The 13,893-nt window shown below is 66.5% G+C and carries 9 protein-coding genes and 1 tRNA gene; 6 read left to right on the top strand and 4 right to left on the bottom strand.

The window, feature by feature from the left end; translation table 11 throughout:
* Window positions 1–41 precede the first annotated feature (41 nt).
* Window positions 42–1,148 (bottom strand): ThiF family adenylyltransferase, encoded by a 1,107-nt coding sequence (locus LJ760_RS01125; RefSeq protein ID WP_227918394.1) that lies wholly within the window; start codon window positions 1,146–1,148, stop codon window positions 42–44.
* A 171-nt stretch (window positions 1,149–1,319) separates the two neighbouring features.
* Here LJ760_RS01125 and LJ760_RS01120 point away from each other — a divergent pair, with 171 nt between their 5' ends.
* The gene (locus LJ760_RS01120; RefSeq protein ID WP_227918393.1) at window positions 1,320–1,904 is read left to right on the top strand and encodes a M48 family metallopeptidase; all 585 of its coding nucleotides are present in this window, start codon (window positions 1,320–1,322) and stop codon (window positions 1,902–1,904) included.
* Window positions 1,905–1,971: 67 nt separating this feature from the next.
* Here the strand turns inward: LJ760_RS01120 and LJ760_RS01115 are convergent, their stop codons facing one another.
* Window positions 1,972–3,480, bottom strand: coding sequence for a zinc-dependent metalloprotease (locus LJ760_RS01115; RefSeq protein ID WP_227918392.1), 1,509 nt, complete (start codon window positions 3,478–3,480; stop codon window positions 1,972–1,974).
* 355 nt (window positions 3,481–3,835) lie between these two features.
* Between LJ760_RS01115 and LJ760_RS17455 the strand changes: the two genes are divergently transcribed.
* From LJ760_RS17455 to LJ760_RS01095, 4 genes are all read left to right on the top strand, one after another.
* The gene (locus tag LJ760_RS17455; RefSeq protein WP_227918391.1) at window positions 3,836–4,987 is read left to right on the top strand and encodes a YlbL family protein; all 1,152 of its coding nucleotides are present in this window, start codon (window positions 3,836–3,838) and stop codon (window positions 4,985–4,987) included.
* A 212-nt stretch (window positions 4,988–5,199) separates the two neighbouring features.
* Entirely contained in the window at window positions 5,200–8,205 is a 3,006-nt protein-coding gene (locus LJ760_RS01105) for a UPF0182 family membrane protein (RefSeq protein ID WP_374200033.1), read from the top strand.
* Between the two features lie 130 nt (window positions 8,206–8,335).
* Window positions 8,336–8,409, top strand: a tRNA-Met gene (locus LJ760_RS01100).
* An 82-nt stretch (window positions 8,410–8,491) separates the two neighbouring features.
* Window positions 8,492–9,046, top strand: a complete 555-nt coding sequence (locus LJ760_RS01095) for a DUF6328 family protein (RefSeq protein ID WP_227918390.1) — start codon at window positions 8,492–8,494, stop codon at window positions 9,044–9,046.
* A 38-nt stretch (window positions 9,047–9,084) separates the two neighbouring features.
* Here LJ760_RS01095 and LJ760_RS01090 read toward each other — a convergent pair whose 3' ends face one another.
* Both LJ760_RS01090 and LJ760_RS01085 read right to left on the bottom strand, forming a co-directional pair.
* Complete coding sequence (locus LJ760_RS01090) at window positions 9,085–9,822, bottom strand: PspA/IM30 family protein (protein WP_227918389.1); 738 nt, start codon at window positions 9,820–9,822, stop codon at window positions 9,085–9,087.
* Window positions 9,823–9,924: 102 nt separating this feature from the next.
* Entirely contained in the window at window positions 9,925–12,027 is a 2,103-nt protein-coding gene (locus LJ760_RS01085) for a TPM domain-containing protein (protein WP_227918388.1), read from the bottom strand.
* Between the two features lie 330 nt (window positions 12,028–12,357).
* On the opposite strand from LJ760_RS01085, the gene LJ760_RS01080 reads away from it, so the two are divergent.
* Window positions 12,358–13,845 carry a S1C family serine protease gene (locus LJ760_RS01080; RefSeq protein WP_227918387.1) on the top strand — a complete coding sequence of 496 codons (1,488 nt, stop codon included), beginning with the start codon at window positions 12,358–12,360 and terminating at the stop codon, window positions 13,843–13,845.
* Window positions 13,846–13,893: the final 48 nt, after the last annotated feature.

The following is a 13,893-nucleotide window of genomic DNA, read 5'->3' as shown; positions in this document are numbered from 1 at the left end:
CCTTGCAGCCGGGCCAATGGCGCCGGACCTTGGGCCGCCGGCTACGCCACCCGGTTGCTGCTGCGTTGCAGGCGGCAGCCGCAGGCGGGGTGGTAGTCCAGTTTCCGCAGCTGCGGGTAACCGTCGGAAGTCCGCAGCCGCAGGACTGCGGAGAACACCGCCGGTTGATTGATTCCATCCAGGAAGACCAGTGCCGCCATGGCCGCCGCTCCGGCGGCCAGGACCGACCCGGCAAGTTCCTCGCCCGAGGGACCCGACGAGTCCGGCGTGCCCGCATGCCCCTGCCCGGGGGCTTTATCCTCGTCCGCCGTCAGGGCTTCCATTGCGGCGTACCACCCGGGATCGGTATCTGCCCGGTGCCGGTCCAGGCATTCCAGGCAGGGCGTGACGCCCGGAACGACCAACGGGCCGATATCCCATCCGCCTTCCTGGGCGGTCAGTACCAGTCGGGGAACACCCTCGTCGCCGTCCGGCAGCTCCGACTGCCGTCCCGGCCGTCCGGGACCGGCCCCGACCGCGCGGACGGTCACCGCCAGATCCACTGCGGGCGGAACCTGGCGGCTTCCGCCCGGCGCCATGGTCAGCACCTGAAGGGTGGGGTCGATCCGGAACAGGTGCCGTTTGACGGCGGCTGCCCGGTTCATTCCGATATCGGTCATGGCATAGGCCGTGCCGACATCTGCCGGGCTCACCACCCCGGGGTCGGTGAGCAGCACGGTGCCAATGCCTGCGGAGGCAAGGGTGCGTGCCACCAGGGCTCCTGCGCGGCCCAATCCATCCACTGAGACGGCCGCAGCGGCGCGCCGCCGGATCGATTCCTCACCGTTGACGCGGTAGGCGGAGGAAAGGCGCTGTGCGTCCGGGAGGAGCCGTTCCGAGCGCAGGGAGGGAATGGGGTCCGCGGTTCCCTCCTGCGGTACAAGCAACGGGCCCAGGACCTGCAGGAGCGACGCTGCGCGGTCCGGCGGGAGGGACAGTCCTGCTGCTGTGGCCGCTTCGGCACCGTCCGGAACGCCTTGACGCAGCGCCGCCAGGAAAGCGAGGTCGGCGTCCTGGAGGTTGCGCAGCAGCAGGGATCCTGAGCCGATTCCCAGTTGCCGGGCTCCCGGTGAAACTTCCAGCACATGAATTCCAGGATTGATCCGCATGGCCTGCTCCCGTTGGTCTGGTTCTTCCTGCCCTGTTGCCCGCCCTTGTCCTCCGGGCTGTCGACACTGCCCGCTCGGCCGGGTTGCTGCCCATGCTGGCACGGTGTTCGCAGCCGTTCCGGGTTATCCACAGGCTGCAGGGCCGCCGGCGGCGGCGGCTAGGCTTGGAATATGCCTTCCCCGCACCGGACCGCCGACGTTTCCATCCCGGCCACCACCAGCACCGGAATACCGATCCAGGTCCGCCGGTCCGCCCGGCGGAAGCGGACGGTCAACGCCGTCTTCCGTGACGGGGTGGCGCTGATTTCGATCCCCGCGCATTTCTCCACTGCACAGGAGGCGGAATGGGTGCGCCGGATGGTCGCGCGGCTGGAAGAGCGCTCGGCCGGTGTGCCGGATCCGGAGACCAGCGAGAGCGAGCTGATGCTGCGTGCCGCGGAACTATCCCGGTCCTACCTCTCCGGCCGTGCGCGCCCGCAGTCCGTCCGCTGGGTGAGCAACCAGAACTCGCGCTGGGGATCGGCCACGCCCGGCAGGGGAACCATCCGGCTTTCCGACAAGCTGCAGGGCATGCCCGAATGGGTTATCGACTACGTGCTGCTTCACGAACTCGCACACTTGCTGGTGCCCTCGCACGGTCCGGCGTTCTGGCGCCTGCTGGAAAGCTATCCGCAGACGGAGACAGCCAAGGCCTTCCTCTCCGGAGCAGCGTTCGCCAGCGCCCGCGGCCTGAAGGGCGAGATGGGGGAGGACTGACCAGTCCTTAAACACAGCTGCTCCAGAGGCTGTTGCCCCTGGAGCAGCTGCGGGTGCTGCCGGTCAGCTAGCTGGCGCCGGGCTTCCCGTCGTCGCCGTCGGCTTTGTCCGAACCGCCGTCGGTCTTGTCCGAGCCGCTATCCGAGCCGCTGTCCGAGCCGCCGTCGGTGTTTCCGGCTGCTGGCGCATCCGTTGCAGTTTCCCCGGAACCCTCTTCTTCAGGGCCGGATTCGTCGGCAGGCGTGTCGAATCCGCCGTCGAGGAGGCGCTTCAGGGCGGCATCAACGTCGGAGTCGGCCGCCTCGAGAAGTTCACGCCGCCGGCTGAAGCCCTTGGGATCATCGAGGTCCTCGGAGGTCGGCAGGAGATCCGGGTGCTGCCAGATGGCATCGCGGCCCTCAATGCCGCGTTCCTCCGTGAGATGCGCCCAGAGTGCAGCGGCATCGCGCAGGCGCCGCGGCCGCAGCTCCAGGCCCACCAGGGAGGCGAATGTGTGCTCAGCGGGACCACCGCTGGCACGACGCCGGCGGATCATTTCCCGAAGGGCCCCCGCCGAGGGCAGGTTCGCGGTGGCAGCGGCCGTGACCTCGTCCACCCAGCCTTCCACCAGGGCCAGGGCGGTCTCCAGCCGTTCAAGGGCGGCATCCTGGGCCGGCGTGCGCTGAGGCTGGAAGACTCCGCCGGACAGGGCAGCCTGGATGGACTCGGGATTGGCCGGGTCGATCTCCCGGGCGGCTTCCTCGATCTTTGACATGTCGATGTGGATGCCGCGGGCATAGCTTTCGATGGTGCCGAAGAGGTGGGACGCCAACCAGGGTGCCTGTGCGAAGAGGCGGGCATGCGCTGCTTCCCGGACGGCAAGGTACAGGCGGATTTCCGCTTCCGGGATATCCAGGCCTTCGCCGAAGGCTGCAACGTTGGCGGGCAGCAGTGCCATGGTTCCGGCCGCGAGGGGCAGGCCGACGTCGGTGGAGCTCACCACTTCCTTGGACAGCGCCCCTACGGCCTGGCCGAGCTGGATGCCGAACATTGCGCCGCCCATGTTGGCGAGCATGGAGGACGCTCCGCCCATCATGGACTTCATTTCTTCGGGCATCTGCGTGGTGATGGCATTGGACAGGGCTTCAGAAATGCTCACCGCCACCGGTTCGGTCAGGCGGCGCCAGGAATCCATCGTGGCTTCAACCCACTCCGCCCGCGACCAGGCGCGGCCAAGGCTGGCGGTGGACGCGAAATCGGTGGCCGGGTCCAGCCAGAGTTCGGCCAGGTGCAGTGCCTCGTCAACCTCGCGGGCCGCCGTCGGGCCAGTGGAAGGGTCGCTGCCGGTTGCTGCCACCCGCCGGGCGTTGTCCTTGGCCAGCTGCCAGTTCACCGGACCGTCCGAAGAAGCGCTGAACATGGCCTGGACCTGCTGGAAAATCATGGCCATGGCGTTGGGGTCCGAGGGCAGCCCGGCCGCCTTTGCCAGCTCGGTGGGATCCATGCCGCCCGCCCCGCCGGCGCCGAACAGGCGCGCGAGCATTTCGGACAGCGGATCCTGCGGGTTGTCCCCGCGGTCGGATGGATTGGAACTCATGGGATACCACCGGTCCTGTGAAAGAAGATAAAGCGGAAAGATACTGCGGAAGATAATGTGTGCGATGCCCGGCACCTGCCGACCATATTCCCCTTACGCTACCCGCAGCGTCCAACCCCTGTCCTGCACAGGCCGTTTTCGTTCGCTGTAGGCAAAGCCTGCCCTGCACGCCACGGGCGGGGGCCGGGCGTAGGCTTGCAGGGTTGGCAGCCCGAGGGCGCCGGCTCTGTAAACGAGCACCATATAACGAGCACAACTAAACGAGCACAGCATACGAGCGCAGGAAAAGGTTGGTCAGTTGCGCCACTCTCATGACGACAGCAGGACCGCGGCGCAGGGCCGGCCAGGTGATCCCGTGCCCGGGGAGTCTCCCGTCCCGGCCCCGCAGCCGGACGGCAGCTACTCCGTTTATCCGTACCAGGGCCTGGGTGCGGGCCGCCCCGCACCGGCGAAACGCTCCGCCCGTTCCCGGGCGATGATTGCTTCCGGTGCGCTTGCCGCCGTCCTCGGCGCCGCCGGCCTGCTGCTGCCCGCCCAGTACGTGGTGGAGTCTCCGGGACCTACGTTCAATACGCTGGGAAGCGCCGGCGATGCAGAAATCATCGAGATCGAGGGGCGCCCGAGCTATCCCACGGAGGGCGAGCTGGACCTGACCACGGTCTACGTTTCCGGCGGCCCGAGCACCAACATCAGCATCTTCCAGGCCGTGGGCGGCTGGGCGAACAATGACGACGTCGTCTATCCCACCGAATTCCTCTACGCGCCGGGAACCACCAGCGACGAGGTGGACGAGGAAAACGCCGCCGCCATGACGTCGTCCCAGGAATCCGCCGTCGCCGCAGCCCTGACCCAGCTGGATATCGGCTATACGCAGGAACTTACCGTGGCAGCCGTGGTTGAGGGGGCGCCGGCCGAAGGCGTGCTGGAGGCCGGAGACACCGTGGTTGCAGTGAATGACACCCGGATCGACGGCATCGAGAGCCTGCGCGCGGTCCTGAACGACGGCGGCGGCTCGCCTGCGGCAATCACGGTACGGCGGGACGGGGACGAAGTAACCGAATCCGTGACGCCGCGGGAATCCGATTCCGGTACCTATCAGCTCGGCATCGAACTGGCGACCTCCTTCGAATTCCCTTTCGAGGTCAACATCGGTGCAGGAATGGAACGTGTAGGCGGTCCGTCCGCGGGCATGATGTTCGCCCTGGGGATCGTGGACCGGCTCACCCCGGAACCGTTGACCGGCGGCAGGCACTTCGCCGGAACCGGGACCATCGACGCGGCCGGGAACGTTGGCCCCATCGGCGGGATCCGGCAGAAACTGATCGGGGCGTCCGACGCCGGTGCCGAGTATTTCCTGGCCCCCGCCGACAACTGCGGCGAGGTCGTCGGCCATATTCCGGCAGGCCTGGACGTGGTGCGGGTTTCCACCCTGGACGAGGCCATCCAGGCGGTAGAAAAGCTCGCCGCCGGCGGGAGTGCGGCGGACCTGCCACAGTGCACCCCCTAGTAGTAGACGGCCCGGCCTAGTTACGATCGGGACAAGGTTGTTTGCGGCACCGGATCTAAGTGGCAGCCGCAGAGCAATCCAAGGCAGAATGATTTACGGACGGCTTCCGGGGTAACCGGTGGGGAAACAGGGCTGGAAACACGACCCGAAAGCATTCCCGCCGGCGCATCCCGGTCAGGCCGCGAGCCGACGCACCGAACGATGAGGTAACTGTGACTTCCGGACCAAACGGCCCATTTTCCCGACCCGGTACGGCCACGGCCGTCGGCAGGCGACGGCGGCGCAGCCCGCTGATCGCAACGCTGATCGTAGTTGCCGTCCTGGTCATTGGCTTTGTGTACTTTTCCCAGGTTTACGCGAATGTCCTGTGGTACAACCAGCTGGGGTATCTGGAAGTCTTCGTCAAGGAGAACCTGACCCGTATCTCCATGTTCCTTGCAGCCTTCCTCGTGATGGCAGCCGGAGTGTTCACCAGTATCCGGGTGGCCTACACGTCGCGGCCGATCTATGCGCCGGACAGTGCACTCCAGGACAACCTCAACCGGTACCAGGCCCAGCTTGAGCCCATCCGCAAGCTGCTGATGATCGGTATTCCGATCGTGGTCGGCGGCTTCGCCGGCACGGCCGCCATGTCCATGTGGCAGCAGGCCCTGCTCTTCTTCAACCGGCGCGATTTCGGACAGACAGATCCGCAGTTCAACATGGACTACAGCTTCTACCTGAACACGCTGCCCTTCATCGGGTTCCTGGTGGGCTTCCTGATCAGCGTCGTCGTCATTGCCGGTATTGCCGGCCTGATGACCCACTACCTTTACGGCGGCATCCGGCTGGAGGAGAAGGGCGTGTTCGTCAGCCGCCCGGCCCGCCTGCACCTGGCCATCATCGCCGCAGCGTTCCTCATCCTGCAGGGCATCAACTTCTGGCTCGACCGCTACGACACCCTGCTGAGCACCTCGGGAACCTGGACCGGCGCCCTCTACACCGACGTCGAGGCCGTCATCCCGACCAAGGCGATCCTGGCTGTTGCCTCGGTCATCGTTGCCGTCCTGTTTATCCTCTCCGCCGTCATCGGCCGCTGGCGCCTGCCGATTATCGGCACCGCAATGCTGATCATCACGGCCATCGTGGCCGGCGGCGTCTACCCCTGGATTGTCCAGCGCTACCAGGTGCAGCCTTCGGAACTGAGCCTCGAGCGCGAATACATCCAGCGCAACATCGACCTCACGCGGGAGGCCTACGGCCTGACCGACACCGAGGTCATCCCGTACGACGCCACGGTGAACGCCAACGCCGGAGCCCTTGAACAGGACGCCGGCACCACGGCCAACATCCGCCTCCTGGACCCGAATGTCGTCTCCGACGCGTTCGGCCAGCTGCAGCAGTTCCGCCAGTACTACCAGTTCCCGCAAACCCTGAACGTGGACCGCTACGAGATCGACGGCGAAGTCCAGGACACGGTCATCGCTGTCCGCGAGCTGAACGTCGGCGGCGTGCCCGCAGGCTGGGTCAACGAACACATCCTCTACACCCACGGCTACGGCGTGGTGGCGGCGCGCGGTTCAACGGTCGGGGCGGACGGCAAGCCCAGCTTCATGGAGTCCGGCATTCCCTCCACCGGTGTGCTCACCGACGGCGGCGAGTACGAGCCGCGGATCTACTTCGGCGAAAACTCTCCGCAGTACTCGGTGGTCGGCGCACCGGAGGGCACCCCGCCGGTGGAAATCGACCGCCCGCAGACGGGCAACTCGGAAGAGGAATCGCAGACCACCTTCAGCGGCGAGGGCGGCCCGAGCGTCGGGAACTTCTTCAACCAGCTGGTCTACGCGATCAAGTTCCAGTCCACCGAACTGCTGCTCGCGGACGCGATCAACGAGGAATCCCAGATCCTCTATGACCGCGACCCCCGCGAGCGGGTGGAAAAGGTTGCGCCGTACCTGACCGTGGATTCCAACGCGTACCCCGCTGTCATTGACGGCCGGGTGAAGTGGATCGTGGACGGCTACACCACGAGCAAGTACTTCCCCTACTCCACGCAGCAGGAGCTGCAGGATGCCACCACGGACTCGCTGACTCCGGGCGCTGCGGCGCTGCCGCAGGAACAGGTGAACTACATCCGCAACGCGGTGAAGGCCACTGTTGATGCCTACGACGGTTCCGTCGAGTTGTACGCCTGGGACGATGAGGATCCGCTGCTGAAGTCCTGGCAGAGCGTCTTCCCCTCCACCCTGAAAAAGTACAGCGACATGTCCGCTGACCTGATGGCGCACGTGCGTTACCCGGAAGACCAGTTCAAGGTCCAGCGTGAACTGCTCGGCAAGTACCACGTCACCGATCCGGATTCCTTCTACAAGAACGACGACGCCTGGAGCGTTCCGGCCGATCCCACGGGCGGCAACGGCAGCGTCAAGCAGCCTCCGTACTACCTGTCGCTGCAGATGCCGGGCCAGGATGAAGCGACCTTCTCGCTGACGACGCCTTTCATTCCGTTCGTGAGCGAAGGCGGCGACCCCCGCAACGTGCTCTACGGTTTCCTCTCCGCTGAGGCAGACGCCGGCACCGGGGAAGCGGGTGTCAGGAGCGAGGACTACGGCAAGCTTCGGCTGCTGGCCCTGCCCACGGATACGGCTGTTCCCGGGCCGGGCCAGGCGCAGAACACCTTCAACTCCGACCCCACCGTCTCTAACGCGTTGAACCTCCTGCGCCAGGGTGCTTCGGAAGTCATCAACGGCAACCTGCTGACCTTGCCGGTCGGTGACGGCATCCTGTACGTGCAGCCCGTGTACGTCCAGTCCTCGGGTGAGGCCTCATATCCGACGCTGCAGCGGGTGCTGGTGAACTTCGGCGAGAAGGTGGGCTTCGCACCCACCCTGGAAGAAGCCCTGGACCAGATCTTCGGCGGAGACTCCGGCGCGTCCACGGGAGATGCCGGCAACGTCGGGGCTACGCCTCCGACAGCGGAAGGCGGCGGCGACGTGACCGCCCAGTCCGAACTGGCTACGGCGCTTTCCGATGCCGGGCAGGCCATCCAGGACGGCCAGGCTGCCCTTGGCCGCGGTGACTTTGCCGCCTACGGCGAGTCCCAGGCCCGCCTCCAGGACGCCATTGCCCGGGCTACTGCAGCCCAGGAACGGATGGAAGGTGCTGCCGGCGGCGACGCCACCGAGGCGCCTGCCGACGGCGCCACTGCTCCGGCGGAAGACAGCGACGGCGGCAACTAGCGGACCGGCGGCGGCGCACCCAGGGTGCTCCGCCGCCGGCTTGCCGGCCGGGCCTCGGGCCCCGCAGCTTTGGACCGGAGGGTTCCGGTTTGCGCCGGGGTCCTGCGGCGGGTAGAGTTAGATATCACGCCGCGGGGTGGAGCAGTTCGGTAGCTCGCTGGGCTCATAACCCAGAGGTCGCAAGTTCAAATCTTGCCCCCGCAACAAAGGAAAGTCCCTCGAGGTTCCGCAAGGAACCTCGGGGGACTTTTGTTTTGCCCGCCAATGGACCCACTACACTTCCCACATGGGCGATACTCCGGCGGAACGGGACCCGGACCGCGGTGAGACCCCGCTGCAGAAGCAGGACCGGAACTGGACGGACCTGCTGCAGGAGCTGCGGGTGCTCCAGGCCGGCATCCAGATCCTGACCGGATTCCTGCTGACGCTGCCGTTCCAGCAGCGCTTCACCGAACTGAACCCGGTCCAGGTGGGCATCTACCTGTGCCTGGTGGTGCTTTCGGTGCTTGTCACCGCGCTGCTGCTGTCAACGGTGGTGATGCACCGCGCCTTCTTCCAGCGGCGGATCAAGGGGAACCTCGTGGACAGCGCGGACCTGCTGCTGCGCCTTACCTTGGTACTGGTGGGCCTGATCCTGGTCGGGACCATCGGCCTGGTGTTCGACCTCGTACTCTCCGGTGCAGCCGGCGCCATAGCCGCAGTATCGGTGGCGGTTGTCGTGGCCCTGCTGTGGCTGCTCCTGCCTCTTCTCCTGAGGCGGCAGGCCCTGCGCCGACGCACGGCCCGGCAGCGCCGGCCCCGGCGGGAACGCACCAGACGGACGAAGGGCGGGCGCCGGTAGCGGCACCCGCCCTTCGGCAGTACTGGAAGCAGCTGCGGCTAGTCCTCGATGGCGGACTGCGTTGTGCCGGAAGACTTCAGGGCCGCCAGACGGGCTTCGACCTCGGTCTGCTCGCCGAGATCCTCAAGTGACTCGAACTGCGAATCAAGGCTGGAGGAAGCCAGCTCGTTGGCGCCGCGGACGCGGGCTTCTTCGCGGCGGATCTTTTCCTCGAAACGGCCCACCTCAGAGGTCGAGTCCATGACGTCGATGCTCTTCATGGCCTCATGCATCTGCGTCTGCGCGGAGGCGTTGCGGGCGCGGGCAATCAGTTCGTCGCGCTTGCTGGTGAGCTGGTCCAGCTTGCCCTTCATCTGGTTCAGGCCGGTCTTGAGGCGTTCAACGATCTCTTCCTGGGAAGCAATGGTCGGCTGTGCGCCCTTGGCTTCGTTTTCGGAGGCGATCTGGCGCTGAAGGGCCACCTTGGCAAGGTTGTCGAACTTCTCGGCGTCGGCGGTGTTCCCGGCCGCGCGGAACTCATCGGCCTTGCGGGAAGCCGCCAGCGCCTTGTTGCCCCAGTTCTGGGCGTTCTGGATGTCCTCGTTGTAGTCGTCCTGGAGCATCCGAAGGTTCCCGATGGTCTGCGCGACGGCGCTCTCGGCCTCAGCGATGTTGTTGCTGTAATCCCGCACCATCTGGTCGAGCATCTTCTGCGGATCCTCGGCCTGGTCGAGGATGGCATTGATGTTGGCCTTGGCCAATTGAGTGATACGTCCGAAAATCGACTGCTTAACCACGGTGTCTGCCTTTCAATCTGCTGTGTTCGGAAAAAGCCCGCCTCCGCCATGGAGCGTTACGGGTACATCTTGGTGCACTTTTGCGTCTTTGGCCCGTGTTGGCTAGAAGTTTCCGCCGGATGAGCCGAACCCGCCGCCTCCGCCGAACCCGCCGCCGCCTCCGCCGAAGCCGCCGAACCCGCCGCCGCCCCATCCGCCGCCGTGCGAGCCGCCGCGCAGGATGGAATCAATGAGGATACCTCCGAGGATGGCGCCGCCCAGACCATTGCCGCCGCCTCCGCCGATTCCGCCGCCGAAGCCGCCTCCGCCGAAACCTCCGCCGAAACCGTCGACGTCCTGCTGCGCCATTTCCGCTGCCTGGGCAGCCAGGGCATTGGCCTGCTGGGCGTAGGCGAGGGCGCTCACCGGATCTGAGGACTGCATTGCCACGGCCTGCTGCAGATTGCGCTCAGCCTCGGCCAGCCGGGTCCGGGCTTCGCTGCCGACGCCGCCGCGGCGTGCCCGGATGTAGTCCGAGGTGCCGGAAATCTGCGCCTGCGCGGCCATCATGGCGTGCTGCAGGGAATCCCGTGCCCGGCGTTCCTGCTCCTGGCGGTCCCGGATGCCTTCCAATGCGGCATCGAGTTGGTTGTTGGCCGTTTCCAGCCGGCGCAGCAGGTCCACCGGGTCAATGGGGCCGGCCTGCGTGGCCTGGTTCACGGCATCGAGGGCGGCACGGACCCCGGCTGCCGGACCGGCAAGACCGGGAGTGCTTCCGCCGGCGGCAATAGCGCCGGCCTGTGCCAGGTCCTGGTTGGCATCGGCCACCGCGCGCTGGAGCTCCTGGCGTGCGGCGTCGAGTTCCTGGCTCCGCTTGTCGATCGCATCCAGCAGCACATCGGCCTGGTGGACGGACTCTTCGGCCGCCCGGACGGAAACCACTGCCGAAGAAGTATCCCCTTCGGCCAGCTTTTCATTCGCCGTCGCGGCGGCATTGGACACGAACGCCAGGCGTTCATGGGCCTGGTCGATGTTGTCGCTGATCTGGCTGACGGCGGATGCGGCGTAGCGGGACCGCAGCGAATCGAGTGTCGCCGCCGAGGTGCTCAGGCGCGAGGCGGCCTGGTCAGCGGCTGCCTGTGCCGCGGCCAGGGCGGCGGGGGCGTTCTTCTCCAGTTCCCGGAGGGAATCGAACTCTTCCTTGTGTGCCTGCAGCGACTCGTTCACTGCCTCGCACCGGCGGATGATTTCCTTCAGCCAGGTCCGTTGCTGCTGCTCGGTGTCGGGTATGTGGTCGTCAAGCTGCTGCTGCAGCTTGAAGGACTCGCCCATGTGCGCGCGTGCTGCGGCCAGGTCCTCGGAGAAGGTTGTGACGGCATCCTCGCCGTAGGCGGCCATGGCAAATCCAAGTTCCTGCTCGCTGGACTTGATCGCGTCGTCGGCCGCCACGAGCAGGCTGCCGGCGCGCTTGCGCAGGTCCGGCACGCTCATGGTGTCCAGCGGATCCACCGGGGCGGCGGGGCCCTGCTGCTGTACGGGCGCAGTGGCGGCGGACTTGCGGCGGCGGCTGCGGATCAGCAGGGCGGTCCCCAGTCCACCGGCGACGACTACGCCGCCAACCAGCAGGGGAGCCACGTCGGCTCCGCCGGATTCCTCCGCGGCGGCAACCTCTCCGTCTCCGCCGCGGGCAATGTCTTCCAAGGACTCCGCAGCGTTCACTGCGCTGTTGGCCCACTGGGCGGAGGAAATGTCCTGCGAGCCCAGCAGGGGGTCGGTTGCAGCAGCGAGAATGGCATTGCGCCGCTCCTGGTTCAGGACGCTCTGGTCCCCGGTGGAGACCTGTATCTTGCGGTCCTCGGTGGCGATGCTCAGGAGTGCTTCCTTAGCGCCCATGCCCTTGCCCTCCACCACCTGCTCCGACCAGGCGGCCGGGTCTGCGGGACTGGTGAAGGAATCCACGTAAACCACGTAGAGGGTGTAGCCGCTGTTCCGCTGTACCTCCGAAATTGCTTCCTCCACCTCGGAAGCATCACTGCCCAGCACATTCGCGGGGTCCACGACGAATTCGCCCGGCGGTATGCGTACGGGGGATTCCGCCGGCACCTGGACCACCGAACCGGCGGCGGCCTGGACGGGATCCGCGGGCCCGGCAAAAGCAGCGGCGGGGACCAGGACCGTAACTGCGCTCAGGCCTAGTACGGCCGCCAACCTGTTCCGTGACCGCATACAACGTCCTTTGGTTTTAATCTCGCTCGGTTCCAGCTGCCGTAAGGGGCAGCTTATGCGGCCCCGGACCTTGGTACCGATTCTAGGGGCCGCCCTATGCCGCGTCCACCGCGACCGGAGCGGGAGAGTCGGCAGCGTGGCCGGGGAACGCCCGCCTGACCTGCACCTTTACCCTATTTCTCGAGTAGCCTGCCAGTACGACGGCGTTCGGTTTGTTCACAGCGGATGTCCAGCAATCGTCCCCGTACATCCCAGCTAGCACTGCCATAGTGGATAAAAAGAACGATGTGGCTACACCATGGGTAAACGAACTTTGAAAGGACAACCCACATGACTGAGCAACACGGCGGTCCCGAGGGCCCCGAACGCCCGTTGCCGCCCCGGCCGCCGGCGCCGCCGTCATATTCGGGGACCGCTGCGGGGGAAACTTACAGCGGAACACAGGGGGATACGCCGGGCAACCCGCAGACCGAACCCCTGGCGAATGCTGTCCCTGCGCAGGGACAGCCGGGCCACGGAAACGGCCCGGCCGCTTACGGGTCTTCCGCGTACGGGTCCACGGACTCGGGCAGCGCCTTCCATGCACCGGCGGGAACTACGCCGGCCCCTGAATCCCGGGCAAAGAAGTTCGGGACGGGAACACTGGTTGCGGGCATGCTGCTTGCAGGTCTGTTCGGCGGCGGCGTGGCCGTCGGGGCCAACACGCTCATGGATGACGGCAATACTGCCGGCCAGGCCAGCCAGCCGCAGACAGTCGTGGTGAATGACGAAGACAGCGTCAACTCGGTCACGGCGGCGGCAGTGAAGGCCTCACCGAGTGTGGTCACCATTGAAGTTGCCGCCTCCGGCAGCACGGGCACCGGTTCCGGGATCATCCTGGACGAGGACGGCCACATCCTGACCAACACCCACGTAGTCACCCTCGGAGGCACCGCCGCCGATCCCGTCGTCGAAGTCCAGACGGCGGACGGACGGGTCCTGACCGCGACCATCGTCGGGACGGACCCCCTGTCCGACCTCGCGGTCATCAAGGTGGACGCCCCGGACCTGACACCCGCTGCCCTGGGCGATTCCGGGAACCTGAATGTCGGGGACACCGTGATTGCCATCGGCGCCCCGCTCGGCCTGTCCGGGACAGTGACTGACGGCATCGTCTCCACCCTCAACCGCACCATCAGCGTCCAGTCCTCGGCCGCGCCGGAAGAGTCGGAAAGCTCAGACGAACCCGAAGACAACGGTTTCGGTTTCCGGTTCGCTCCGCCGGACGGATCCTCGCAGGACCAGAGCACCGCGGAGAGCTCGATCTTCCTCAACGTGGTGCAGACCGACGCCGCCATCAACCACGGCAACTCCGGCGGCGCGCTGGTCAACACCGACGGTGAAGTCATCGGCGTAAACGTCGCGATTGCCTCCGCCGCCTCCGGTGCCGCAGGCGAGGACAGCGGCAACATCGGTGTCGGGTTCGCCGTTCCCATCACCTACGCCGAGCGGGTAGCGGAAGAAATCATCGACAACGGGTCCGCGACCCACGGTTACCTTGGGGTCTCGGTGACGCCGGCAACCGCATCCGATTCGTCGTCGACGTTCACCGTGGGTGCCGAGGTCGCCGAAGTGGTATCCGGGTCGCCGGGCGAAAAAGCCGGCCTGCGCAAGGGCGATGTGGTCACGTCCGTCAACGGCATCCCGGTTACGGATGCCCAGTCGCTGACTGCAGCCATCCGGATGCAGCCCGCCGGCGGCAAGGCGACGATCGACTTCACCCGGGACGGTAAAACGGACAGCGTTGACGCCACCCTCGGGGATTCGGCAAAGCAGTAACACCGCCATAGCCGGACTCCATAGTTCGAGCAGGCAACGAAGGGCCGC

This window comes from Arthrobacter sp. zg-Y895 (assembly GCF_020731025.1).
Lineage (GTDB): Bacteria > Actinomycetota > Actinomycetes > Actinomycetales > Micrococcaceae > Arthrobacter_B.
This window is presented reverse-complemented; position numbering and strand designations above follow the sequence as displayed.

What these genes read in the sequence shown, in the direction of transcription:
- LJ760_RS01115 (WP_227918392.1), bottom strand. Translation starts at nt 3,480, where the DNA reads ATGAGTTCCAATCCATCCGACCGCGGGGACAACCCGCAGGATCCGCTG.
- LJ760_RS01080 (WP_227918387.1), top strand. Translation starts at nt 12,358, where the DNA reads ATGACTGAGCAACACGGCGGTCCCGAGGGCCCCGAACGCCCGTTGCCG.
- LJ760_RS01085 (WP_227918388.1), bottom strand. Translation starts at nt 12,027, where the DNA reads ATGCGGTCACGGAACAGGTTGGCGGCCGTACTAGGCCTGAGCGCAGTT.
- LJ760_RS01120 (WP_227918393.1), top strand. Translation starts at nt 1,320, where the DNA reads ATGCCTTCCCCGCACCGGACCGCCGACGTTTCCATCCCGGCCACCACC.
- LJ760_RS01125 (WP_227918394.1), bottom strand. Translation starts at nt 1,148, where the DNA reads ATGCGGATCAATCCTGGAATTCATGTGCTGGAAGTTTCACCGGGAGCC.
- LJ760_RS01095 (WP_227918390.1), top strand. Translation starts at nt 8,492, where the DNA reads ATGGGCGATACTCCGGCGGAACGGGACCCGGACCGCGGTGAGACCCCG.